The 23,682-nt window shown below is 59.1% G+C and carries 22 protein-coding genes and 1 rRNA gene; 17 read left to right on the top strand and 6 right to left on the bottom strand.

The window, feature by feature from the left end:
- Nucleotides 1-10 precede the first annotated feature (10 nt).
- The 11 genes from rrf to QBL02_RS07275 all read left to right on the top strand — a co-directional run bounded on the left by rrf (nt 11) and on the right by QBL02_RS07275 (nt 11,786).
- A 5S ribosomal RNA gene (gene rrf / locus QBL02_RS07325) occupies nt 11-127 on the top strand.
- A 92-nt stretch (nt 128-219) separates the two neighbouring features.
- Nucleotides 220-2,112, top strand: a complete 1,893-nt coding sequence (locus tag QBL02_RS07320; RefSeq protein ID WP_282725735.1) for a primosomal protein — start codon at nt 220-222, stop codon at nt 2,110-2,112.
- Nucleotides 2,112-3,149 (top strand): HAD-IIA family hydrolase, encoded by a 1,038-nt coding sequence (locus QBL02_RS07315; RefSeq protein WP_282725734.1) that lies wholly within the window; start codon nt 2,112-2,114, stop codon nt 3,147-3,149. The genes QBL02_RS07320 and QBL02_RS07315 overlap by 1 nt, the downstream gene beginning before the upstream one ends.
- A gap of 37 nt (nt 3,150-3,186) precedes the next feature.
- Nucleotides 3,187-3,351, top strand: coding sequence for a hypothetical protein (locus QBL02_RS07310; RefSeq protein ID WP_282725733.1), 165 nt, complete (start codon nt 3,187-3,189; stop codon nt 3,349-3,351).
- A 14-nt stretch (nt 3,352-3,365) separates the two neighbouring features.
- The gene (locus QBL02_RS07305) at nt 3,366-4,199 is read left to right on the top strand and encodes a TlyA family RNA methyltransferase (RefSeq protein ID WP_282725732.1); all 834 of its coding nucleotides are present in this window, start codon (nt 3,366-3,368) and stop codon (nt 4,197-4,199) included.
- Nucleotides 4,196-5,125, top strand: a complete 930-nt coding sequence (locus QBL02_RS07300; RefSeq protein WP_282725731.1) for an NAD kinase — start codon at nt 4,196-4,198, stop codon at nt 5,123-5,125. Before QBL02_RS07305 ends, QBL02_RS07300 begins: the two co-directional genes overlap by 4 nt.
- On the top strand, nt 5,122-6,807 hold the full coding sequence (gene recN / locus QBL02_RS07295; RefSeq protein WP_282725730.1) for a DNA repair protein RecN: 1,686 nt from the start codon (nt 5,122-5,124) through the stop codon (nt 6,805-6,807). Before QBL02_RS07300 ends, recN begins: the two co-directional genes overlap by 4 nt.
- A gap of 127 nt (nt 6,808-6,934) precedes the next feature.
- Nucleotides 6,935-8,197 (top strand): AI-2E family transporter, encoded by a 1,263-nt coding sequence (locus tag QBL02_RS07290; protein ID WP_282725729.1) that lies wholly within the window; start codon nt 6,935-6,937, stop codon nt 8,195-8,197.
- Nucleotides 8,198-8,239: 42 nt separating this feature from the next.
- Nucleotides 8,240-9,922: a CTP synthase gene (locus QBL02_RS07285; RefSeq protein WP_282725728.1), complete on the top strand. Its 1,683-nt coding sequence runs from the start codon at nt 8,240-8,242 to the stop codon at nt 9,920-9,922.
- Nucleotides 9,923-9,935: 13 nt separating this feature from the next.
- Nucleotides 9,936-10,943: a site-specific tyrosine recombinase XerD gene (locus QBL02_RS07280; protein WP_282725727.1), complete on the top strand. Its 1,008-nt coding sequence runs from the start codon at nt 9,936-9,938 to the stop codon at nt 10,941-10,943.
- A gap of 108 nt (nt 10,944-11,051) precedes the next feature.
- Nucleotides 11,052-11,786 carry a hemolysin III family protein gene (locus QBL02_RS07275; RefSeq protein ID WP_282725726.1) on the top strand — a complete coding sequence of 245 codons (735 nt, stop codon included), beginning with the start codon at nt 11,052-11,054 and terminating at the stop codon, nt 11,784-11,786.
- Here QBL02_RS07275 and QBL02_RS07270 read toward each other — a convergent pair.
- Both QBL02_RS07270 and QBL02_RS07265 read right to left on the bottom strand, forming a co-directional pair.
- Nucleotides 11,774-12,160, bottom strand: a complete 387-nt coding sequence (locus QBL02_RS07270) for a Fe-S oxidoreductase (protein ID WP_282725724.1) — start codon at nt 12,158-12,160, stop codon at nt 11,774-11,776. The two genes, QBL02_RS07275 and QBL02_RS07270, sit on opposite strands and share 13 nt — an antisense overlap.
- Nucleotides 12,160-12,996 carry a DUF3097 domain-containing protein gene (locus QBL02_RS07265; RefSeq protein WP_282725723.1) on the bottom strand — a complete coding sequence of 279 codons (837 nt, stop codon included), beginning with the start codon at nt 12,994-12,996 and terminating at the stop codon, nt 12,160-12,162. The genes QBL02_RS07270 and QBL02_RS07265 overlap by 1 nt, the downstream gene beginning before the upstream one ends.
- A 240-nt stretch (nt 12,997-13,236) precedes the next feature.
- Between QBL02_RS07265 and QBL02_RS07260 the strand changes: the two genes are divergently transcribed.
- The 3 genes from QBL02_RS07260 to QBL02_RS07250 are packed head-to-tail and all read left to right on the top strand — an operon-like array spanning nt 13,237 to nt 16,200.
- Complete coding sequence (locus QBL02_RS07260) at nt 13,237-14,694, top strand: MFS transporter (protein ID WP_282725722.1); 1,458 nt, start codon at nt 13,237-13,239, stop codon at nt 14,692-14,694.
- Nucleotides 14,695-14,727: 33 nt separating this feature from the next.
- Nucleotides 14,728-15,819: an enoyl-CoA hydratase/isomerase family protein gene (locus tag QBL02_RS07255; protein WP_282725720.1), complete on the top strand. Its 1,092-nt coding sequence runs from the start codon at nt 14,728-14,730 to the stop codon at nt 15,817-15,819.
- A 45-nt stretch (nt 15,820-15,864) separates the two neighbouring features.
- Entirely contained in the window at nt 15,865-16,200 is a 336-nt protein-coding gene (locus QBL02_RS07250) for a GNAT family N-acetyltransferase (RefSeq protein WP_282725719.1), read from the top strand.
- A gap of 40 nt (nt 16,201-16,240) precedes the next feature.
- Here the strand turns inward: QBL02_RS07250 and QBL02_RS07245 are convergent, their stop codons facing one another.
- On the bottom strand, nt 16,241-16,903 hold the full coding sequence (locus QBL02_RS07245) for an asparagine synthase (RefSeq protein WP_282725718.1): 663 nt from the start codon (nt 16,901-16,903) through the stop codon (nt 16,241-16,243).
- A gap of 133 nt (nt 16,904-17,036) precedes the next feature.
- Between QBL02_RS07245 and QBL02_RS07240 the strand changes: the two genes are divergently transcribed.
- Nucleotides 17,037-17,450, top strand: coding sequence for a DUF488 family protein (locus QBL02_RS07240; protein ID WP_282725716.1), 414 nt, complete (start codon nt 17,037-17,039; stop codon nt 17,448-17,450).
- Here QBL02_RS07240 and QBL02_RS07235 read toward each other — a convergent pair.
- Nucleotides 17,415-19,019, bottom strand: coding sequence for a PLP-dependent aminotransferase family protein (locus QBL02_RS07235; RefSeq protein WP_282725715.1), 1,605 nt, complete (start codon nt 19,017-19,019; stop codon nt 17,415-17,417). The two genes, QBL02_RS07240 and QBL02_RS07235, sit on opposite strands and share 36 nt — an antisense overlap.
- A 191-nt stretch (nt 19,020-19,210) precedes the next feature.
- Here QBL02_RS07235 and QBL02_RS07230 point away from each other — a divergent pair, with 191 nt between their 5' ends.
- Entirely contained in the window at nt 19,211-19,567 is a 357-nt protein-coding gene (locus tag QBL02_RS07230; protein WP_282725714.1) for a VOC family protein, read from the top strand.
- 91 nt (nt 19,568-19,658) lie between these two features.
- Here QBL02_RS07230 and QBL02_RS07225 read toward each other — a convergent pair whose 3' ends face one another.
- A complete protein-coding gene (locus QBL02_RS07225; protein ID WP_282725713.1) occupies nt 19,659-21,146 on the bottom strand; it encodes an MFS transporter in 1,488 nt (495 codons plus the stop codon).
- A 64-nt stretch (nt 21,147-21,210) separates the two neighbouring features.
- On the opposite strand from QBL02_RS07225, the gene QBL02_RS07220 reads away from it, so the two are divergent.
- The gene (locus QBL02_RS07220; RefSeq protein ID WP_282725712.1) at nt 21,211-22,683 is read left to right on the top strand and encodes an MDR family MFS transporter; all 1,473 of its coding nucleotides are present in this window, start codon (nt 21,211-21,213) and stop codon (nt 22,681-22,683) included.
- Between the two features lie 63 nt (nt 22,684-22,746).
- Here the strand turns inward: QBL02_RS07220 and QBL02_RS07215 are convergent, their stop codons facing one another.
- Nucleotides 22,747-23,655 carry a LysR family transcriptional regulator gene (locus QBL02_RS07215; protein ID WP_282725711.1) on the bottom strand — a complete coding sequence of 303 codons (909 nt, stop codon included), beginning with the start codon at nt 23,653-23,655 and terminating at the stop codon, nt 22,747-22,749.
- Nucleotides 23,656-23,682: the final 27 nt, after the last annotated feature.

Here is a 23,682-nt window from a genome sequence, read left to right as displayed (position 1 = left end):
TTAATAGTGTTACGGTGGTTATAGCGTCAGGGAAACGCCCGGTTACATTCCGAACCCGGAAGCTAAGGCTGACAGCGCCGATGGTACTGCACTCGGGAGGGTGTGGGAGAGTAGGACACCGCCGGACCTCTTTTCAAGAAAAGGGTCGCTCAGATAGAAGGTCATCGATGATCGACCCTCTATCCGAGCGGCCCTTTTCGCATTTATAGGAGTTAAATCATGAACGATCGCGAACGCGATAACCAAGCTGATCGCCCACGTCGCTCTTCAAGCGACGGCGCACGCAGCGGGGGCCAGCGACGCGACGGCGGTCGTTCGTCAGGCTCCTCACGCCCGTACCAGGGCAATTCTTCCCGCGACGGAGGATCCTACGATCGTAAGCCTCGCCGTGACGGTGAGGACGGTTACGACCGTAAGCCGCGTCGTGATGGTGAAGGCGGTTACGACCGTAAGCCACGTCGTGATGGTGACCGTGACTTTGGTGGTAAGCCGCGTCGTGAGGGTGGCTACGGGGATCGTCCGGCCCGTCGTGATGGTGAGCGTTCGTTTGATCGTGCTCCGCGTCGTGAAGGTGACCGTGACTTTGGTGGCAAGCCGCGTCGTGAGGGTGGCTATGGCGACCGTCCGGCCCGTCGTGATGGTGAGCGTTCGTTTGATCGTGCTCCGCGTCGCGACGGTGACCGTGACTTTGGTGGCAAGCCGCGTCGTGAGGGTGGCTACGGCGACCGCCCGGCCCGTCGTGATGGTGAGCGCTCGTTCGACCGCAAGCCACGTGGCGGAGGCGAGGGCAGTTACGACCGTAAGCCGCGTCGTGAGGGTGGATACGGCGACCGTCCGGCCCGTCGTGAGGGTGACCGAGATTTCGGTGGCAAACCACGTCGCGATGGCGACCGCGACTTTGGTGGTAAGCCCCGTCGTGAGGGTGGCTACGGTGACCGCCCAGCGCGTCGCGACGGTGAGGGCGGTTATGACCGTAAGCCTCGCCGCGATGGTGAACGTTCGTTTGATCGTGGTCCGCGACGCGAAGGCGGTTACGACCGTAAGCCTCGTCGCGATGGAGACTTCGGCGGTAACTCTCGCCGTGATGGTGACCGCTCTTTTGATCGTGGCCCGCGCCGTGACGGTGACCGTCCACAGTTCGGACGAGGCGGCACCCGCGGCGGCGGTAAGAGCGACCGTGGCGGAAGCGGACGTGAATTCACAGAAGCTGAACGACTTCAGCACGAACTTCGTCCGGTTCGTAGCGAGCACGACGACCCCTTCATTCCTGAAGATGTCACGCCAAACGATTTGCACCCAAGCGCACGCAACGAACTGAAGACGCTTCAGCCCGAAACCGCGGAGCGGGTGGCACAGCACCTAGCAATGGTCGGCATGCTGATCCATGACGATCCGCAGCTTGCTCACCAGCACGCCATTTCAGCGAGTCGCCGCGCGGGCCGTATCCCGGTAGCGCGCGAGACGCTTGCGGTCACCGCGTATCACATTGGTGATTACGCGCTTGCCCTGCGTGAGCTCCGCACTTTCCGCCGGCTCACCGGTTCGCAGGGGCATCTCGCCCTCATGGTCGAGTGCGAGCGTGCGCTTGGTCGTTCAGAGCGAGGGATCGAAACGGGCCTGGCGGCTGATCTCAGTGAATTGAAGACAGAGCAGCGTGTGCAGCTTGCGATTGCAATGTCTGGTGCACGTCTCGATCTTGGACAGGCGCAGCAGGCTCTCTTTGAACTGGAGATTCCAGAACTGGATCCGAGTCGTGCGTTTAGCTGGAGTCCTGAACTTTTTGCGGCATACGCAAATGTGCTTGAGGAGCTTGGCCGAGAGAGCGAAAGCAATCAGTGGCGCGAACGCTCCTTGGTCGCAGAATCTGCACTTGCTGAGCACTTCGGCGCACATGACGAGGTCGAGGTGCTTGAGGTTTACGAGCACGCTCCTCGATTCGACGAAGACGATGCCGAGTTCGGTGACGACGCGCGCGACGAAGTTGAGCTTGATGCTGCTGAAGCCGACGCTGCTCCAGACGCAGACGCAGACGCAGACGCAGACGCAGAGGCAGAGGCAGACGCAGAAGCAGAAGATCCGGTAGACGAAGTCTCGGCTGACGAGGAGGAATAGTGGGCCTGTTTTCGCGATCGACTCCCATGGGGGCTGCCCCAATTGAAGGTCGTGAGCTGATCCTCGCTGACCTAGACGGAGTCGTCTATCGAGGTGCGGCCGCAGTTCCGCATGCCGTCGAGCAGCTCAATCGTGCAGCGAATTCGATCCGTGTCGGCTATCTCACCAACAATGCCTCTCGGACCGACAGTGCCGTTGCTCAGCAACTTCGCGATTTTGGGCTAAACGTTGATGTCGCCGATGTGGTGACCTCTCCGCAGGCCGCGACAGCATTGCTTTTGAAAACTGTCGCGCCCGGTGCAACTGTGCTGGTTGTCGGTGGCGACGGACTTGTCGACGAACTCACCAAGGCCGGCTTTGTGGTCACCCGTAGTGCAGACGACCACCCGGCCGCCGTCGTGCAGGGCTTTGCCCCGCATGTGGGCTGGGAACATCTTGCTGAGGCGTCCTTTGCGCTTGCCGAGAAGCCTGGTCAAGAGCTTTTGCCCTGGATCGCGACAAACACTGACTGGACACTACCTCTTGAGCGGGGCCTGGCCCCTGGGAATGGCACTCTGGTGTCGGCTGTACACACGGCTGTGCAACGCCTGCCAGAGTTCGCGGGTAAGCCGGAGCCCGCAATTTTCGAATCGGCCTTTGAACGCTTCGGCACCCGCAACGCGCTGATGATCGGTGATCGTCTTGACACCGATATGAAGGGTGCTCGTGCGATTGGTATTGCTTCATTGCACGTGCTTACCGGCGTTGACCGCCCGAAACAATTGGTCGCGGCCAGCGCAGACATGCGTCCCGACTACATTGTTGAGAGTCTTGCTGGACTTCATGAACCGTATCCAGAAACCGTGATCGCAAAGGACGGTACTGCGAAGGTCGGCCAGGCGCGAGTGCGTATGGACGGCCCAGTCGTCACCATCGTTGATCGTGGTGATTCGACAATTAATCTGCTTCGAGCGGGTTGCGCGGCTATCTGGGCTTCGGGCCTTGCCATTTACGCGCTCAAGGTGCCAGAAGAGCTGTACGCAGATCACTGGTTGTAATCCCATTTGTGTCGGTGGTCTGCAATAGGGTGTTCTCATGAGCGATCAACAAGAACTACGCACCGAGTCTGGCGACGGCCTGCTCGGGCGTATTGAAGTGATCGAAGCACAATCACTTGATCAGCGCGCGGTTCGCTACGATCAGCTCGCCGAAGAACTGCTTTCTGAGTTGCAGCGTAGCGATCACGATTCGCTCGACTAATCGGTGGCACCAGCATGAATTCTGCGATTTGGTTAGGCGATGCTGAGCGGCTTGACCGTGTGTTGCCTTCGCTTGATCTTGCCCGGTCACGCAGCCAGGCTGCTGAGTTGATCGCGCAGGGAAAAGCTCGTGTTGACGGCAATGTGGTTACGAAGGCTGGCGCAAAGGTTGGAGCTGGTGCAGAGATCGCTGTAGAAGGTGGCGATCACTACGTCAGTCGGGCGGCTCATAAGCTGCTGGCAGGCCTCGACCTCTTCCAAGTTGAGGCTAAGAATTTGCTCGCCCTCGACGTTGGAGCATCAACCGGCGGCTTTACTCAGGTGCTGCTCGAACGTGGTGCCAGAGAGGTGCTCTCGGTAGATGTGGGGCATGATCAGCTAGCTCCAAGTATTCGCGCAGACGATCGTGTGCGCGTGGTTGAGGGCTTTAACGCCCGAGAGATGACCGCTGAATCGCTGAGCGCTGCGACAGGGGTAAGCGAAGCGCCCGAACTTATCGTTGCCGATCTCTCGTTTATTTCGCTTGAATTGGTGATTCCCGCGATGCTGAGTGTCTCAGCTCACAACGCAGAATTTATATTGCTCATCAAGCCACAATTTGAAGTTGGCAGGCTCGGCGTAAGCGGCGGTATTGTCACCAACACCGAACTCGCTGCAGACGCTGTTGAGCGGGTGATCCGCTTCGCTGAAACCATGGGGCTTACATGCGGTGGGATTGCCGCGTCTCCGATCACGGGTGAGCATGGCAACCAAGAAGTCCTTGCACACTTCACACGCACTGCTCCCACAGATCCGACAGAATGGAAGCAGCACATTCGTGCACTGTTTATTGCGGGAGGCTCGGCATGACGGATCGCTACATCCTGGTGGTTTCGCACACAGCGAGGCCCGAGGCGATTGAAGCGACCGTGGCCGCCGTCGCCAAGCTGCGCAGTGCAGGCATCGTGCCGGTGATGACGGCGAGCGATCGCACGGAATTCGCACCGCACCTCTCAGCTGAGCTCATTGCAGAACTTGACGCTGAGGTGGCGGTTGAACGAATTGAAGTCGCACTTGTGCTTGGCGGTGACGGCACGATTCTTCGTGCCGCAGAGTTGCTGCGAGGATCCGACTGCCCGATCCTCGGGGTGAACCTTGGGCACGTTGGTTTTCTCGCGGAAGCCGAATCACATGATCTTTCGTTCACGCTTGAGCGGGTACTCGCAGGTGAGTACACCGTTGAAGAGCGAATGACGCTCGAAGTGTGCGCCTACGTGCCGGGATCGGCAGAGGGTGCAGGTGAGCGCGAGGTGATCACCCGGACCTGGGCCGTAAACGAGGCCAGCGTAGAGAAACGCGGGCGTATGCTCGAGGTTGCCATGGGAGTCGACGGCCGACCGCTTTCATCATTCGGTTGCGACGGTGTGGTGCTGGCAACGCCTACCGGGTCGACTGCCTACTCATTCAGTGCCGGTGGACCCGTCGTCTGGCCAGGCGTGCAAGCGCTGCTTGCTGTGCCGTTGGCTGCACACGCGCTATTTAACCGGCCTCTGGTGGTTGGTCCTCAATCGGTACTGACCGTCGAGATTTTGCCGCAGAGTGGCGGGCTGGGTGTGCTCTGGTGTGACGGCCGTCGCCGAACTGAACTTCCGGTTGGCGCCGTTGTCGAGGTGAAACGTTCAGAACTGCCGCTTCGTCTCGCTCGAATCGATGAGGCCGTATTCACTGACCGGCTTGTCAACAAATTCCACCTGCCCGTGACCGGATGGCGCGGGGAGCCGGGAGCAGCGCAATGATTGAGCAGCTGCGTATTCGAGACCTCGGTGTCATTGTTGACACCACTTTGACTTTTGGCCCAGGGTTTACTGCGATAACCGGTGAGACGGGTGCCGGCAAAACCATGGTGGTCAGCGCACTTGGCCTGTTGATGGGTGAGCGCAGCGATGCGGGTGCTGTTCGGTCAGGCGCAGATGCGGCTCGCGTGGGCGGCCTCGTGCGTACGAGCGATCCAGCGGTAACCGAACTCGTAGAAGATGCCGGGGGAGAGGTCGAGGATGGTGACCTCACTCTGAGCCGGACCGTAAGCAGCGAGGGTCGAAGCCGGGCCAGCGTTGGCGGCAGCGCAGCTCCGGTTGGTAGTCTCGCGAAGCTTGCCGAACGCCTGTTCGCTGTGCACGGTCAGAGCGAACAGCTGCGCCTACGAAGCGCCACCGCACAGCGCGAAATGCTTGATCGATTTGGCGGCAACACCCTTCTGACGCTGCTTTCTGAGTACCAGCGGGCGCATTATGAACGACGCGATCTCGACGCCGAGCTTGCTGAGCTAACTGAAACGCGCGATGCGCGACTACGTGAAGCCGAGCGGTTGCGTGAAGAACTTGAACAGATTGAGGCCGTTGATCCGCAATCTGGCGAAGAGCACGAGCTGAAGACGCGCATTGATCGACTCAGCAATATCGAAGAATTGCGCGGTGCCACCTCGACCGCGCTGCGTGCACTTTCTAACGAAAGCGACGACCCATATTCTTCAGACGCAACGACACTGCTCGACGAGGCTTTGCGTGAGATCGAAAAAGTTGTATCGAGCGACACCCAGCTTGAAGCCATTGCAGAATCGCTGCGAGCCCTCAGCTTTCAGGTCAGCGACGTTGGTCGTGAGTTGGCCGGCTATGCGAGCAATCTTGACCAGGACGGGCCGGGCGAACTCGCAGAGGCGAACGAGCGTCTTGCGCAACTGAACGCGCTGATCCGTAAACACGGCGTTGATACCGATGAAGTGATTGCATACGGTGCGAGTGCGGCGCAGCGGCTCGGCGAACTTGACGGTGACGATGACCGCATCGAAATGTTGAGCAAGCGGCTGCAGGAGGTGCGTGAGACAGAGGCTCAGCTCGCGACGCAACTCACTGAGATGCGTTCAGATGCTGCGGTGCGTCTTGGCGAACTTGTGTCTACTGAGCTACATCAGCTTGCACTGCCTGACGCGAATTTTGTCGTCGAAGTTGCTCCATCAGAGCTTGGTAAGTTCGGTGCAGACGAGGTGAAGCTGCTGCTGCAACCCCACCCCGGTGCTTCGCCACGGGCGCTTGCAAAGGGAGCCTCGGGCGGCGAACTCTCCCGCGTGATGCTCGCACTTGAGGTTGTTGTCGCGGCGAGTGATCCAGTGCCAACTTTTGTGTTTGACGAGGTTGATGCCGGAGTCGGTGGCGCTGCCGCTATTGAGATCGGGCGCCGACTGGCCCGTCTCGCTCGCACCTCACAGGTCATCGTGGTGACGCACCTTGCACAGGTTGCTGCGTTTGCGAACAACCACCTGCAGGTCGTGAAAGATTCGGCTGGCGGTTTTACCCAGTCAAGCTGCAGACAGCTTGAAGGCGAGGATCGCCTCGCCGAAATGGCGCGCCTGCTCTCGGGACTGCCCGACTCTGAGAACGCTCTTGCACACGCAAGTGAGCTGTTGGCGCTGGCTACAGAGTAAGTACCGCGATTGCTCTCTCGCCAGAGAGCAATCGTCGGTCGAGCAATAGGCAGGTGAGCAGGTCGCGAATCGCCGCTCATCGGCCCTATCGCGCCGTGATGTCGTACCGGGGTGCTACTCTCGCCACATGAAGAATTTCTTCCCCTCGCGCCGAAAGACCGACGTGGCAGTCGAGTCAGCAGACCAGAGTGAACAGGCTGAAACTGTAGAGGCGCATCCTGACGTTGTGCGGGTCAATCTTGAGCGTCTCGACGCTGAGACTCGGGCGATGTACCGCGATTCAGAGCAGGCGCTGGCTACCGAATCTGAACAGCAGAAGGCGAAAGAAAACCGCACCCGCGAGTTTGTGGTGCAGGGGCCGTTTCGGCTCGGCTTCACGATTACGCTTGGCGTGCTCGCGGCGATTCTTGTTGGCCAGATGTTCGGTCAACTCAGCGTCATCATTATGTACGTGGTGGGCGGACTATTCATCGCCCTTGCACTTGATCCGCTGGTAACAAAGCTCGAGCGGCACGGCATCAAGCGACCAATGGGTATTGCAATTGTGTTTGCAAGCTTCATTCTGATCGTCGGCGGCATTCTTGCGATCGTGATTCCAATGATCGCAAATCAAATCGCGGTGCTGATTACGACTGCGCCGAAGTATTTTGTCGATGTGCAGCATCAAGAGTGGTATCTCTTCCTGCAAGAGCGATTCGGCAATTTCGTTGATTTTGGCGGCCTGCTTGAGACTGCGCAGAATCTCATTGGCAAGCCCGAGAACTGGGCACAGCTCGCCGGTGGTGTTTGGCAGGCTGGCATCGGCATCGCAAACGGACTCACCGCGACCATTGTGGTGCTGATCTTGAGTCTCTATTTCCTGTCATCTCTGCAGGCAACGAAGCGTGCGTTCTACAGTGTGATCGCTCGAAGCAAGCGCGCAAAAGTGATCGACATCACCGAGCAGATCACCGCGTCTGTCGGTGGTTACGTCAATGGAATGGTGCTGCTGGCGCTGATCAACTCAGTGCTCGGCTTCATTATGATGTCCATTGTCAGTGTGCCGTTTGCGGGCTTGGTCGCTGTTGGCGTGTTCTTGCTGGCGCTGATTCCGCTGATCGGCTCGGTGTTGGCCACCGTGCTGGTGTCAGTCGTGGCTCTGTTCAACTCGCCAACCACGGCTCTTATTGCGGCCGTCTACTATCTGATCTACATGCAGCTTGAGTCGTATGTGTTGACCCCTCGCGTGATGAACCGGGTGGTCTCGGTGCCGGGTGCCCTCGTGGTGATCGGCGCCCTGGCTGGCGGTACGCTGCTTGGCTTGCTCGGTGCGCTGATCTCGATTCCAGTTACCGCCATGGTGCTGATGATTATTAAGCAGGTGTGGGTCCCTCGACAGGACACACAATAAAGCGCTGCAATCTTCCGATAGAAACTGATAGGATCGAAGTCCGTGGGAACTAACGCGGTGCAGAACAAAACGACCAAGCACATCTTCGTAACCGGAGGTGTGGTGTCATCACTCGGCAAAGGCCTGACGGCGGCAAGCCTCGGCAACCTGCTGACAGCGCGCGGATTGCACGTTGTGATGCAGAAGCTCGATCCATATCTGAATGTGGATCCGGGAACCATGAACCCGTTCGAGCACGGTGAAGTCTTTGTGACTGATGATGGTGCTGAGACCGATCTCGACATTGGTCACTACGAACGCTTTCTCGGGATCAACCTTTCGCGTGCTGCAAACGTGACGACCGGTCAGATCTACTCGGATGTGATCGCAGCTGAGCGACGCGGCGACTACCTCGGAGCCACTGTTCAGGTGATTCCGCACATTACCAATGAGATCAAGCGACGGATGCGACTGCAGTCACATCAGGAGCCGCAGCCAGACGTCATCATTACCGAAATCGGTGGCACCGTCGGCGATATTGAATCTCAGCCGTTCCTCGAGGCTGCACGCCAGGTGCGTCACGAACTCGGCCGCAAAAACGTTATCTTTGTGCACGTTTCACTGGTTCCTTTTATGGGTGCCTCGGGCGAGCAGAAGACGAAGCCAACCCAGCACTCAGTTGCGGCGCTGCGCTCGATCGGTATTCAGCCAGACGCGCTGGTGCTGCGAAGTGATCGACCAGTCACCGACGATAACCTGCGCAAGATCGCACTGATGTGTGACGTTGACGAAGACGCAGTGGTGAACGCCATCGATGTGAAGAGCATCTATGACTTGCCAAAGCTTTTCAACGACCAGGGCCTTGACCAGACTGTGGTGGATCACCTTGACCTCACCGGCAAAGCTAGCGACGTTGACTGGAGCACTTGGCAGCCGGTGCTTGACGCTGTGCACAACCCTAAGGGCGAGGTCGATATCGCCCTGGTCGGCAAGTACATTGACCTGCCAGATGCGTACCTTTCGGTAACCGAAGCGCTTCGCGCCGGTGGTTTCGCTCACTTCACCAAGGTCAACATTCACTGGGTTGCCTCTGACGATTGCGCCACCCCAGAGGGTGCGCGTGAGGCGCTCGGCAATATGCACGCAATCTGTGTGCCAGGCGGATTCGGCGTGCGCGGTATCGAGGGCAAGCTTGGCGCACTGCGTTTCGCTCGCGAAAACGGCCTGCCTACGCTCGGCATTTGCCTTGGCCTACAGTGCATGGTGATTGAGTACGCACAGAACGTGGCTGGTCTTGATGGCGCATCTTCGACCGAGTTCGATCCTGCGACTCCGGTTCCAGTTATTGCGACCATGGCTGAGCAGGTTGAAATCATTGACGGTGGCGACCTGGGCGGCACAATGCGCCTCGGCCTCTACGACGCGAACCTCGCTGAGGGCTCGCTGGCCGCAGAGCTCTACGGTGCGAACACTGCGAGCGAGCGTCACCGCCACCGCTATGAAGTAAACAACGCCTACCGCGATCAGATCGCAGAGGCTGGCCTTTCGTTCTCTGGTCTCAGCCCAAGCGGCGAGCTTGTTGAGTACGTAGAACTTCCTCGCGAGGTTCACCCGTACTACATCTCAACACAGGCTCACCCAGAGCTGCGTTCACGCCCGGGCCGCCCGCACCCGCTCTTCGCGGGTCTCGCTGCTGCGGCAATCGATCGTCGCGAGGCGGCTAGCCTCTTCGCTGAAACCGAGTAGCAGGGGAGCGGCGGTGCCTGCGCTGCAGCCACAGCAGGGCGCCGCCCGCTACCTTCGCCATGTCGCGATCGAGCGGGGGCTTTCGGAGAACACTCGCGAGGCCTACCGTCGAGATCTCGACGCTTACGCCGACTGGTTAAATGCGCGCGGGATCGATGACCTCACCCATGTGCAGCCAGAGCACCTTTCTGAGTACGTTGCTGAACTGAACGGTGCCGCCCCTTCGGCAAACACCACGGTCGCCGAAGGCACGCAGGGCGATCCAGCGCGAAGTTACTCTGCGACCACAATTAATCGGCGCATCTCTACCATTCGCAACATGCACCGCTTTCTTTTTGAAGAGGGCGACCTGCCAAGTCATGCAGGCAGCGGCGTGCGAACACCAAAGCTCGCGCAACGCCTCCCCAAAGCGTTGCCGCTTGAGCAGGTCGAAGCGATACTTGGAGCGGTGAGCGGCGATGATCCTGTCTCCCTTCGCGACCGCGCGTTTCTTGAATTGCTGTACGCAACAGGGGCGCGGGTCAGTGAAGTGACTGCGCTGGATCTGGACGATCTTTTTGCGAATGAAGACCAGGATGCCTGGGTAGACCCCGAAGCTGCCATTGGTGAGGGTGGCTTCTTGCGCGTCACGGGCAAAGGCTCGAAGCAGCGTGTCGTGCCCTACGGCAGCTATGCGGGGCGTGCGCTTGCAGCCTATTTGGTGCGTTCTCGGCCCGGAATGGTTGCGAAAGGTGTTGGCACGCCGGCACTATTTGTGGGGCCGCGAGGCGGGCGAGTTTCACGGCAGGGTGCGTGGTTGATTATTCGCGCGGCCGCTGAGCGTGCTGGGCTAGATATTGAGGTCTCGCCGCACAGCTTTAGGCACAGTTTTGCGACGCATTTGCTTGCCGGGGGTGCTGACGTGCGCTCGGTGCAAGAGCTGCTGGGGCACGCGTCGGTAGAGACCACCCAGATTTATACTCAGGTGACCGCAGAGACTTTGCGGGCGCACTACATGGGTGCGCACCCCCGGGCTAAGTGATTCTCGGCGTCGTTTTCGCGGGTGGTTTCTTTCGAACAATCGACTGTATTTTGGCGGCTTGAGATACATATTCCGATTCGAAACTGTAGGAAGCGTACACTTCGAAGCATGACGGACAGCGCCCCCCGCAACTTCCCTGAGCCCGACAGCATCTCGCTGCCGCTGCTTGAAGACGCCGAGCAGCACGCCGAAGTTTCAGAAGAGAAGAAACCAACACTGAGAGGTTGGTTTCATGCCGGCACGTTCCCGATCAGCATTGCTGCCGGTATTGTGCTGATTGCGTTGGCTCAGGGTACGGTCGCGAAGTGGGCATCTGCCGTATTTATGGTGTGCAGCATGATCCTCTTCGGCGTTTCTGCGCTCTACCATCGCTTCAACTGGAAGCCAAAAACCAAACAGGTGTTCCGCCGACTTGACCACGCAAACATCTTCCTGCTGATCGCCGGCACTTACACACCGATTGCGCTGCTTGCGCTACCCATGAAGCAAGGCGTTATCTTGCTGATCGCGGTATGGAGCGGCGCGATTTTGGGTATCGGTTTTCGAGTGTTCTGGATCGGCGCACCGCGCTGGCTGTACGTGCCGCTCTACGTGCTGCTTGGTTGGGCCGCAGTGATGTACGTTGTCGACATTGCGCACACCAATATTGCCGCGATGGTGCTTGTCGTAGTGGGCGGCCTAATGTACACCGTCGGTGCTGTGGTCTACGGCATGAAGCGGCCAAATCCGATCCCAGGAGTGTTTGGTTTCCACGAGATTTTCCACGCGCTTACCGTGCTCGCGTTTCTCTGCCACTGGACTGCAGCGCTTTTGCTCGCGCTGAATCCGTACTATCTCAGGTAGCCGCCGTCTTTGAGACCGGCTTCGATTTCAAAGCGATTTCGAAGCGGATCGCGACCACTCATTTGGTAGAGCAGCGGGAGAGCGAGACCATAGTGTTGCCACTGTTTCTGGTGCACTCGCTCGTGCCTGAGCACTGCTTCGCTCACATTACGGTTGGTGAGATAGCAGGCGCCAACACAGCTGCCACCCCTGCCAAAGGTCCACTTTGGCATTCCCGTGAACACCCACAGTCCATCGATGTTGCGAATCTTGCCGGTGCTCCAAATGGCGCCCCAGGCGAAACCGAAAGCTGTTGCATACCAGTAGCCGAGTTTCGCAAAGGGGAGCGGGCGCTGTCTGCTGAGGGGCGAAGCCTGCTGCTGTGTTTCGCTCATTACTCGCCCACCGTCACAAAATCGATGAGGTGCTCCACCCTGCCAACGAGTGTTGCTTCAAGATCGCGGTAATTGCGAACCCGGCCTCGAATTCGGGACCAAGCATCGGCAATGTCGGCGGGCTCGTCTCCTGGCCAGCCAAGAGCCTGGCAGATTCCACGTTTCCATTCAATCGAGCGAGGAATTTCTGGCCAAGCGGCAAGGCCAAGACGCGCGGGTTTCACCGCCGCCCAAATATCAACAAAAGGGTGGCCCACGATGAGCACGTGTGCGCCGTAGAGGCGCTGAGAAATCTGCTCGGCGATCCTCGACTCTTTACTGCCAGCGACCAAATGATCGAGTAACACTCCAGCGCGTCGATCGGCAGCGGGTCCAAACTCGGCGAGTACCTGTTCAAGATTGTCTGCGCCGTCGAGGAGCTCTACCACCACACCCTCGACGCGCAGGTCATCTCCCCAGACCTGCTCGACCAGCTCAGCATCGTGTTTGCCTTCCACAAAAATGCGGCTGGGCATGGCTACCCGGGCACGTTGTTGAGGTGCTGCAACCGAACCTGAAGCGGTGACGCTGCGTTTGGGAGCCAGTTTTGGCATCACCAGAGTGACGGGCTTGCCGTCGATCATAAACCCGTCGTTCATCGGGAACATGCGCCGTTTGCCGCGACCGTCCTCGAGCTGTACGAGACCCTCGCGCGCGCCAACTACCGCACCGCACCACTCGGTTTCACTGTGTTCAACCACGAGCCCCCGGGCAAGGGTGACTTCGCGCCGCGCGACCGGGCCTCGTCGCGGTTTCATTGCGGCGAGGGGGTCGTTATCGTATCGCTCGTCAAACATGTGTCTATCGCGTTCCTGTGCAGCTAGGCGAAATAGCCAATGGGCTCAGTGCAAGTTTAGGGTGCCACGTCTTGAAGCGTGATGTGGCCGCATGGTGTGGTTGCACAGTCTGCTTGCACAGTCTGCTTGATAGATGAGGCTCGGCAGAGTTCGGCAGAGTTCGTCAGTGTTTGTGAGGCGATGCAGCTTTTGTTGAACTCGATGAACGGAGTGTCCGACGCTGCCGATAAGGTATCGAGAGTGGGAGAACAAAGTGAGCACGAAGATCGGCCAAGAGAAGCAGCATCTGGCGAGACCGGTCAGCGTCGCACACAAAAAACTGGCCTGCGCGCGCTTCTTATCGACATCTCCCCGCTGAAGTACAGCCCTGCCTTCGCCCGGCTGTGGGTGGGTACTTCTGTTTCTCAAATTGGTGCGCAGCTGACCATCGTTGCGGTTGGTCTCAACATTTATGCGCTGACTCAGTCAACACTTGCGGTTTCGTTTGTTGCGCTTTGGGCGCTCGCGCCCATGATCCTCGCGGGATTTGTCGGTGGGGCGCTCGCTGATCGTTTTGATCGACGCAAGGTGGCGCTGGTGACGGCGATCGTCGCTTGGCTGAGCATCAGTACCCTCACCACGATTTCTTTTATCGGTGTCACCGAAACCTGGCCCTACTACGTGCTGGCTGCAGTCAACGCCGCGAGCGCAACAATCATGGGAGCTGCTCGCGGAGCCATTCAGCCGCGGCTCTTGCCGACTCAACTCTTGCCTGCCGCGGCGGCGCTCGGTGGCATCACCATGGGTCTTTCCTTGACCGTTGGGCCTGCGCTCGCGGGCGTGATGGTCGCGAATGTTGGCTTCTCTTGGACGTACCTGCTCGATGCGATTTTGTTCAGTGGCGCATTTCTTGGCATTTTGGGATTGCCGCCAATGCTGCCAGAACCATCATCTGCGAACTCTGCGAACCATACGAACGCGGTGCCCCCGCAACAGCTGCCACCGGTCTCACGTGCGCGAGCATTCTGGCGCGGGGTGGGCGAAAGCGCTGCATCGGTTGGCGAGAGTCTGCGCTTCTTGAAAACCGCACCGAACGTGCGAGCCACCTTCGTATTCGACCTCGTCGCAATGATCTTCGGGATGCCCCGTGTGGTGTTCCCCGCAGCAGCGGCACTTGTGCTCGGCGGCGGCTCAGTGACAGTAGGCCTACTTACGGCTTCATTCGCGATCGGCGGCCTGCTGAGCAGCTTGCTGTCTGGACCGCTTGGTTCCGTGCGGCGACAGGGCCGCGCAGTCACGGTCTCGATCTTCGTTTATGGCTTGTGCACGCTCATGTTCGGCATTGTGCTGCTGGTAACCATGACGCTCGTACCAAACACGGCTGGGGTTGAGCGTGAGCCAATCATGTGGGCGCTCGCGCTCGCCGCCGTTGCGCTCGCCGGCTCTGGGGCTGCAGATAATGTCAGTGCTGTGTTCCGCACAACTATTTTGCAGGCAGCTGCTCCAGACGAGGTTCGCGGGCGAATGCAGGGCCTGTTTTACGTTGTCGTCGCCGGTGGTCCGCGCCTCGGTGACCTTTTTGCCGGGGCTCTAGCCACGGTAATTGCGCTCTGGGCGCCTGCCCTGATTGGCGGTTTGGTGATCGTCTCTCTCATGATTGTCTTTGCGCGCGTGTACGGTGGATTCCAGCGCTACGACGCGCTTCACCCCACTCCGTAACCGACGTTGGTCACGACCTGAATTGGAGCAGCCATGAGCGAAATCACTGAGCCAGAAGCATTTGTGACGGTACGCCGTGAAGGCACACTCACAAGAATTACGCTGTCGCGGCCCCGAGCGATCAATGCCCTCTCTCGAGCCATGGTGATCGCGGTGCGTGACGCAGTGCTCGCAGCGCAACGTGATGGTTCAGCCGCCATTTGGCTTGACGGTGAGGGGGATCGTGGTTTCTGTGGCGGCGGCGATGTAAAAGCAATGGTCGCAAATGGCCCGGCATCGAGCAAAAGTTTTTTGTGGCACGAATACCGGGCCGATTACGCCGTCGCGAACGCAAGCATTCCGGTCATCGGAGTGATGGATGGCATCACGATGGGCGGCGGTATTGGCCTCACCGGGCATGCCGCCATTCGCCTGGTAACCGAGCGGAGCCGCCTGGCCATGCCAGAGACTCGAATCGGAATTGTGCCTGATGTTGGAGCGAACGCCATTTTTGCGAACTCTCCCGGTCGGCTCGGCGACCTACTCGCGGCCTCCTCAGCGAGTATGACCGCAGCCGACGCCATCGCTCTGGGGTTTGCCGATCACCAGGTAGCGGCTGCAAAACTCGATGATCTGCGAAAGGAGATTGCAGCAGGAGCAGACCCTGCAGAAGCTGTCGCGGCTTTTGCTGAGGCTCCAGCCCAGTCACCGCTGCTTCAAGATCGTGAATGGTGTGATCCGCTGTTTGAGAATGCTCTTGGCGACACCGCGACCACGCTCGCTGATCCGGTTGCCGCCAGTATCCGGCTGATTGAAGCGCTAGAGAGTTCATCTGAAGCGCGGGCGACGGCGATCGCGACCGAGATTCGATCGGTATGCCCGAGCGCCGTTGTGGTGGCTCTTGCACGCAATGCTCTCGCGCGCGAGACCGGCCAGGGACTCAACGAGGCACTGCGCGAAGACTACCGTGTGCTGCCGAGGCTCATTGCTCGTGCAGATTTCGCCGAGGGTATTCGAGCGCAGCTGATCGACAAAGATGGCAAGCCACGCTGGCAGCCGGCCCGACTCGAAGATGTGAGCCGAGCAGAGATCGAGCGGATCCTCGACCCACAATTGGGCGATGACGAAATCTTGCTGGAGTTTTAACCTGGCTCACACGGAACCCTCAGCTCGCTGAGACAGGCTGACGGCATGGCTCGATACCTCAGTGAAGAAGAAATGTTGGCCGACGGTATTCGGATTGAGCACGATGTCGCCAGAAGCCGTTTCGTCGTACTCGTTGATCAGAAGCCGCTCGGTGAGGTTGAACCACGTGAGATAGGTGAGGCGCATTACACGCTGCTTGGCGAGAACGGGATTGACTTCGACCACACCGTTGTATTGCCCGAATTTCGTGGCACCGGAATCTCAGGTCTGCTGGCAGAACACGCACTCAAACATGAGATTGTGCCGGGCAGAAACGTTCAAGCCTCGTGCTGGTTTATCGAAGAGTATCTTGCGAAGCATCCCGAACTGATCAGCGCGTAGACACTTCTCTTCTAGCGTTCGCTAGCTTGCGCAGTGCTCCCTAGCTTTCGTTGCGTTTAGAGAAGATGCGTCGTTTTGAGCCACCGTTTTCGCCCGATGAGGCGTGTTGCTTCATCAGCTCGGTGAGGTCGCGCTGGATCAACAGATCAATACGTGAGTCGCGCTCGCGCTTGTATTCTTCGCTCGAACCGCCAGCGTAGTACGGGTGGCTGGCTTTCTCTTTGAGGGAATCACCAACTTCATTCCACGCGGCTGTACGTGCGCGCTCAGCAGCTTCGTCGAGGTACTCCTCGTTGTCTGCACGTTCACGCAGCTGTGCAGCAACTTGCTCATAGACCTCTTGACGATGACGCAGGGTGGCATTGTCGTCACTGCCGTAGTCGTTTTCGCTCCAGGTGCTAAACCCGGTCTGTTTGATCTCGCCGCGCATCCTGGCGATATGCCTGGCATCTCGCTCACGCTCAACCGCGAGCTCAAGCGTGGCGTCTTGCACCATGCGGGTGATCTGCTGTTTGTCGTAGTCAGCCTTACGGCCGAGTGCGTTCAGAATAATCGCGTTTTTCACGTTCATTCGTACGGCGACATCGGCGACCATAAGGCCCTGCTCGACGATCTCTTCGACTGGGGCAAGATGGCGCTGTGGAAGCCGACGTTTTGGGCGCGGGGCAGTCTTTTTCTTGCGCTTTAGCCAGTCGAATGCCATGCCGCACCCCTTTCGCCTCAAATCTTTTGCAGCGCTTTCGCGCGCTCCACTAAGTATCCCAAAAAACCTGCCACCAGCGAGGCATGTTGCAGTGAGTGTAGCGGCTCTTTGTCTGTGCGCGTAGCCTTTGCCCATGGAAGTAGTGATCAAGCGGATCTATTCGAACGCAGATGCGGGCGATGGTGCCCGTGTGCTGATCGACAGACTTTGGCCGCGGGGCGTGCGGAAAGAAGCAGCCGAGATTGATCTGTGGCTAAAGTCTGCGGCGCCAAGTCCAGAACTGCGAACCCGGTGGCACGCTGACCCAGCCGGGCATGAACCCGAGCATTTTGCCGCCTTCGCTGCTGCGTATCGCGAAGAACTGTCGCAGGGCGAAGCTCGCGATGCGGTGGATCAGCTGGTGCAACTTGCTCGCAACTCGAAGCGGCTCACCCTGCTCTATGCCTCACGCAATGAAACAACAAACCATGCGATGGTGTTGCGCGATGCGGTGCTGCAGCGAGCTGCCGAGTCAGGCGCTGAGCTCTTCAGCGAGAATCTGGCGTAGTTCACGGAGCGCTCCGTCAAAGTGCTCCTCGTCGAGGCTGCCACCGGTACCAATCACGAGGCCGAAGAGCTCGCTGCCAGAGCTGAGACCGTGCCAATACGCGCTCAATGGCACGACGCCAAGATGCGCGCTGCGCGCAAGCACTGACTGTTCGGCGTTTTGCGATCCTCGTTGAAATTCGATTACAGCGTGCAGGCCGCCACTCATCGGTCTAACTTGCACGCCTGGCGTGCCGAAGAGCCGTTCAACCACAAGTTCTCTGCGGGCAGCGTAGCGGCGACGCATTCTGGCGGTGTGCCTTCGCAGTTCTCCACTCGCAAGGTATTCAGCGAGTGCCGATTGCACTACCGCTGAAACTGGTCCACCAAGGTCTTGGCGGGCAGGTTCGATGATCCGGCGCAGATTCTCGGGCACCAGCAAGAACCCAGACGAAACCGCCTGCGAAATTGTTTTCGAAAAAGTGCCCAGCAGCGCGACTGAACCGTGCTGCGCGTTATCAAGCGCCGCGAGGGTGGGCAATGGGCTGCCGGTGTGCCGCAATTCGCTGTCGTAATCATCTTCAATAATGACGGCGCCGGTGCGGGCAGCCCAATCTAGGAGTTCGCGCCGTCTGGTGAGCGGAAGTGAACCGCCAAGTGGATATTGGTGGCTTGGCGTAACGAGCACCACGTCGAGCAGTGTTTCAGGCAGCTGTTCGGTGACGAGCCCTTCGGCGTCGACTGGCAGAGCGATAATTTGCGCGCCGTGACGGCTTGCGACGCGACGAAGCGAGGGGTAACCAGGATCTTCGACGCCAACAGTGAGCGCCCTGCCCCTGGTGGTTCCGAGTGCGCTGAGTAGGAGGCTTAGCCCCTCACGCGCGCCCGCCGTGACAATAATGTCGCTTGCTGGTCTTGTGGTGCCGCGCATTCTGCGCAGGTGCTCTGCGATTTCTTTTCGAAGACGAGGATCGCCAAGATCTGGTGCTTCGAATAATGACTGCGAGGCGGCGCTTCGCCAAGCCGCACGCCAGGCGGCGGTTTTTACCGCACTCGTGTCGGGGAGCCCCGGTGCGAGGGGGAGTGCTGCTTCTGCGGCGCTCGCGTTCGGGGGAGTTGTCCCGTTTTCTTCGGTTATTGGAATTTCCAATAACGAGGAGGAAGTGGGTGCGGGGGTGTGCAACTCTGCCCCGGTTATTGGAAATTCCAATAACCGGGAAGCAGGTGCGTCTGCGGCGTTTGATAACTCTTGTGCAGAAGCGCTACCAGCCGTTGATCCTCGATTGGTGCGGTGCGCATCTAGCTCCGTAATTGAGCGAAGTTCTGGATGCACACGGGTGCCACGGCCATGTCCAGCAGAAAGATAACCCTCTGAGAGTAGTTGCGCGTACGCGGCGACGACCACGCCGCGAGCTACGCCAATTCTGCTCGCGAGCTCACGGGTAGCTGGCACAGCCTCGCCGGGACGGAGCGCATCTTGGTTAATCGCCTCGCGAATTGCGGCCGCGATCTGTGCGGGAAGCGGAGTATCAGCGTTCCGATCAACAGTGATGGGAAGCTCGCTGAACTCGCGTACGTGCGTTTCGGCCATTCGAACAGTCTGCCAGTGAAAATCACCTTGGTCTATTTCTCTATCAAGAAAGCGGTTCGCGATTGAACCATTTTGTTGTGTGAACTCATTACAAATTTTAAAGAATTCTCGAGGGGAGGGCCGGGGAAATGTCGGTGGCTCCAGGTAGCGTGTACCCCGAGACGCAGCCGACCCAAAGAACGGAAACACACATGATTGAACTTGGAATGATCACCATCGATACCGCCGATGCGCGCGAGCTGGCATCATGGTGGGCCGACCGACTTGGCGGTGAAATTGTGGCCGATATGGAGGGCTGGTTTTGCATCGTCGCAGCACCCGGCATGTCAGTGAACCTTGGGTTCCAAAAGGTCGAAGATGCGACACCGGGCAAGAACCGCTTGCACCTTGATTTCAACCATAAGCCCGGTGCAGACCGTGAGCAGGCCGTTGCCGAGTGGGTTGCCGCCGGTGCAACGCACCTCGGGCTGCGCGGCGAAGCAGGCTTTCAGTGGGATACGTTCACTGACCCCGCTGGCAACGAATTCTGCATCGGCGATCCGCACTAGGCGTCGTTTGCGGTGGGGCTGATCGCGGAGGCTTTGTTGCCGCGATCAGCCTCGCTGGATCAGCCTTGCTGGATCAGCGTCGCCGCGTGGCTTAACGGTCGTCGAGTGCATGCCCTCCTCGGTCGACGAGGCCCCACGCCGCGACCGCAGCAATCACGAAGAAGACAGCGAAGACGGTAAAGGTGAGTCCAGCCCCGCCCGCAAGAAGCAAGACAGGCACAAGCAGCGGCGCGATGATCGAGGCGATGCGGCCTACACCGGCGGCCCAACCAGCCCCGGTCGCGCGAAGTGAAGTTGGGTAGATCTCAGGGGTGACGGCATAGAGTGCGCCCCAAGCGCCGAGGTTGAAGAACGACAGCGCCATGCCAGAGGCGATGATTGCAGCTTCGGTGTGCACGGTGCCGAACATGATCGCCGAGGCTGCCGAGCCGATAAGGAACACTGAAAGAGTGAGCTTTCGCCCCCACACTTCAATGAGCCAGGCGGCAACTGCGTAACCAGGCAACTGCGCAAGCGTAATGATGAGCGTAAAAGCAAAGGAGCGAACCAGAGGGAAGCCGGCATCAACCAAGATGCTCGGGATCCAAATGAACGCGCCGTAGTAGGCAAAGTTCACACAGAACCAGACGAGCCAAATAGATGCTGTGCGCAGGCGGAACTCTGGCGACCATAGTGCTGCGAGCCGTTTTCCTGCGCTAGTTGCGAGCGGTGCCGCAGGCATCTTCTCTGAATCAGTCGTTGCCGGTGCAGCGGCCGAGGCAGTCGCAATAGAAGCTGTGCTGTCGGCTGTCGGATCAGGTGATGCAGCAACGGATGATGCAGTGACCTGCGCGGTGCGTTCCGAACTGGTATCTACGGTTGCAACTGTTCGCGAGAAGAATCGTACGGGCTTTGCCTTTGAGAAGTCTTCGACGATTTGAGAGGCTTCGGCACTACGTCCGCGACTGGCGAGCCAGCGTGGTGATTCGGGCAGGCCCCAACGCACAATCAGAGCGTAAATTGCTGGCACAGCTCCAATGGCAAAAGCCCATCGCCAACCGTTCTCAGACGCCGGAACAATGAAGTAGCCAATGAGCGCCGACGCCGTCCAGCCAACCGCCCAAAAAGCCTCAAGAATGACGATGAGTCGACCGCGAATTCGCGCCGGCGCAAACTCGCTCACATACGTCGAGGCGACAGGAAGCTCGGCACCCAATCCAAGCCCCACAAAAAAGCGCAGTACAAGCAGTGCTGCAATGCCGCCAACAAGGGCGCTAGCGCCGGTGGCAATACCGTAGATCAACAGCGTCACCGCGAACACCTGACGCCTGCCGAAACGATCGGCAAGCAACCCGCCAAGGCTTGCGCCAATCGCCATTCCGACAAAGCCGATCGAGGTAATCAACCCCATCTCGCCCTTATCGAGCTGCCAGTGCTGGCCAAGCGCGGCAATGATGAACGAGATCAGGCCAACATCCATGGCATCAAGAGCCCAGCCCAAGCCCGAACCAAAAAGCACTCGCTGGTGTTTGCGGGTGTAGGGCAAATCATCGAGCTGAGACACATCGGCGGGCTGTGCGGGTGGCACTGGATTCTGCATGCCTATCATCGTACTTCCCATACAACACGCGAAGTTTGCGCCAACCAGCTAACATAGAACTCTTATGCCTAATACCCCCTCGACTCAATCACACGAAGAGCGGGAGTTCGGGCCCCGTGAGCAACTAGCGATCTGGTTGCTGCTCGGCAGTGCATTCACGGTGATTCTCAATGAGACCATCATGGGTGTCGCGCTGTCGCGACTCATGGAGGATCTCGGAATCACCGCCGCAGCAGGACAGTGGCTCACCACCGCATTCCTGCTCACAATGAGCATCGTCATCCCGATTACGGGCATGCTGATCCAGCGTCTTACCACCCGCACCCTGTTTATCATCGCGATGGGCTTTTTTGTTGCGGGCACACTCATCTCTGCAATCGCGCCAGGATTCTCTGTGCTGCTGATCGGTCGCATTGTGCAGGCCTGTGGCACCGCGATCATGATGCCGCTATTGATGACCACGGTCACCCTGCTTGTTCCTGTGCACCTGCGCGGCTCCATGATGGGCCGCATCGGTACCGTGATTTCAGTAGCTCCGGCACTTGGACCAACCGTTTCCGGCCTGATTCTGCAGTGGCTCGACTGGCGCTGGTTGTTCATTTTTGTTCTGCCAATTGCCGCAACAGCTCTGTTGCTTGGAATTCTGCGCCTGCCGAATGTTGGTGAGCAGCGCGTTGCGAAGATCGATATCTTGTCGGTGTTGCTCTCCGTGCTCGGTTTCGGCGGGCTAGTTTACGGTCTGAGTGCGGTGGGCGAGCGCGCCAGCGGTGGCGCGACGATCGATCCGCTGTTCCCCGTCGTCGTCGGTGTGGTTTCGCTCGGTCTCTTCGTCTGGCGTCAGCTGGTGCTGCAAAAGAGCGACGGCGCGCTCCTGGATCTGCGCACTCTCACCGTCAAGCCGTACGCCTTCTCGGTGATCCTCTTCATCTTTGCTTCGATGGCTCTGTTCGGAAGCCTGATTCTGCTGCCACTTTACGTGCAGCAGGTGCTCGGCTACGAGACACTGGAAGCCGGGCTGGTACTGCTTCCAGGTGGTCTGGTGATGGGCCTACTCGGACCATACGTTGGTCGGATGGTCGATCAGCGCGGGGCACGATTCTTGCTCGTGCCCGGCACCGTGATCACTGCACTCGCCCTCTGGGGCATGGGGCTGTTTACCGACAACACTTCGATCTGGCAGGTGATGATCACGCACATCGTGTTGAGCATCGGCCTGGCAGGCGTGTTCACCCCGCTCTTCACGGTTTCGCTCGGATCCTTGCCGGGTAATCTCGCTTCGCACGGTAGCGCGATTATTTCTACCGCTCAGCAGGTTGCGGGTGCGGCTGGCACCGCGCTCTTCGTGACGGTTATGACCATCGTGTCTGCGACCGCCGCTGGATCGCCCAGCGCGGTTACTCCGCACTATCTTGCGGAGGGCATACATACCGCGTTCCTCCTGGGCGGTGCGATTTCAACCGTAGGCGTAGTGCTCGCATTCTTCATCACGGAGAAGAAAGAAGAGCCGGAAGAGTCGGCGGTAGCTGAGGCGGAGTAACCCGTCGAGTTTCGCAGTCTCGTGTGGTTGTGGCAGGTGAGCGTGCTCACCTGCCACAACTGTTTAGTCGAGAGTTTCGGCAGTGCGGCGCACTGCTTCAGCCAGCTGTCGCACCGCGGTTGACGGTTCGTTTCGCACGGTGCCTGCAGCCAGCAGGATCTCCCGCGCAAATCGGGGGTCGCTGATTGGGCGAAGAGTTACCTCGTCTGGCACGTTTACTGCGGCCAGCCTCGGCACAAGGGCAATACCCATATCGGCGGCAACGAGACCAAGCGCAACCGCATAGTCGTCTGTGCGTACTGCGATTTCAAATCTGCGCCCTGCGAATGCGTCGCGAACTACATCGTCGAGGGTGTCACCGGGCGTCGCTCCGAAGACCCAAGGTGAGGCGCCGAGCTCGAGCAGAGTTTCGCGGTCAAACGCCTGTTTTGCGCTCGCCGGGTGCCGCTGTGGCAGTGCTACAAGAAGTGGATCGGTCAGGAGGTGGATGGTGTGCACGTCTCTGCGGAACGGCAAGCTGTATCCGCTCGCGGTGTAGACCAGAGCTGCGTCAAGGGTTTGCTGGTTGATTCTGGCTACGAGCGGTGAGATTTCTTCAAGCACTACGTCGAGTTCTATTCCAACGTCGCGCATACGGTGGGCGACCCCAGGAAGTAGTCGGGACGCCGCGGTGGGGAAGGAGCCAAATCGAAGCTTCACTTTTCCCATATTGGAAAGCTCGCGTACGTCAGCGACCGCTCGGTCTGAGAGCGCAAGAATATCGGCGCCTCGCTCAAGCATGAGGGTTCCGGCTGCGGTGAGTTGGCTGCCCGTCGAGGATCGCGTCACAAGCGGTGAGCCAACAAGTTTGTCGAGTGCTTTGAGATGGTAGTCAACGGTTGGCTGGCTCCAGCCGAGACGAATTGCCGCGCGTGCGACGGACCCTTCCGCGGCTACTGCGGTGAGCGCTTGGAGCTGTCTCGGGTCGAGCACTGTGAACCTCACTTGCTATGGAGCTGA

Source organism: Leucobacter sp. UT-8R-CII-1-4 (assembly GCF_030010235.1).
GTDB lineage: Bacteria > Actinomycetota > Actinomycetes > Actinomycetales > Microbacteriaceae > Leucobacter.
Note: the sequence above shows the minus strand (reverse complement) of the source record. Positions and strands in the feature narration are given on the sequence as shown.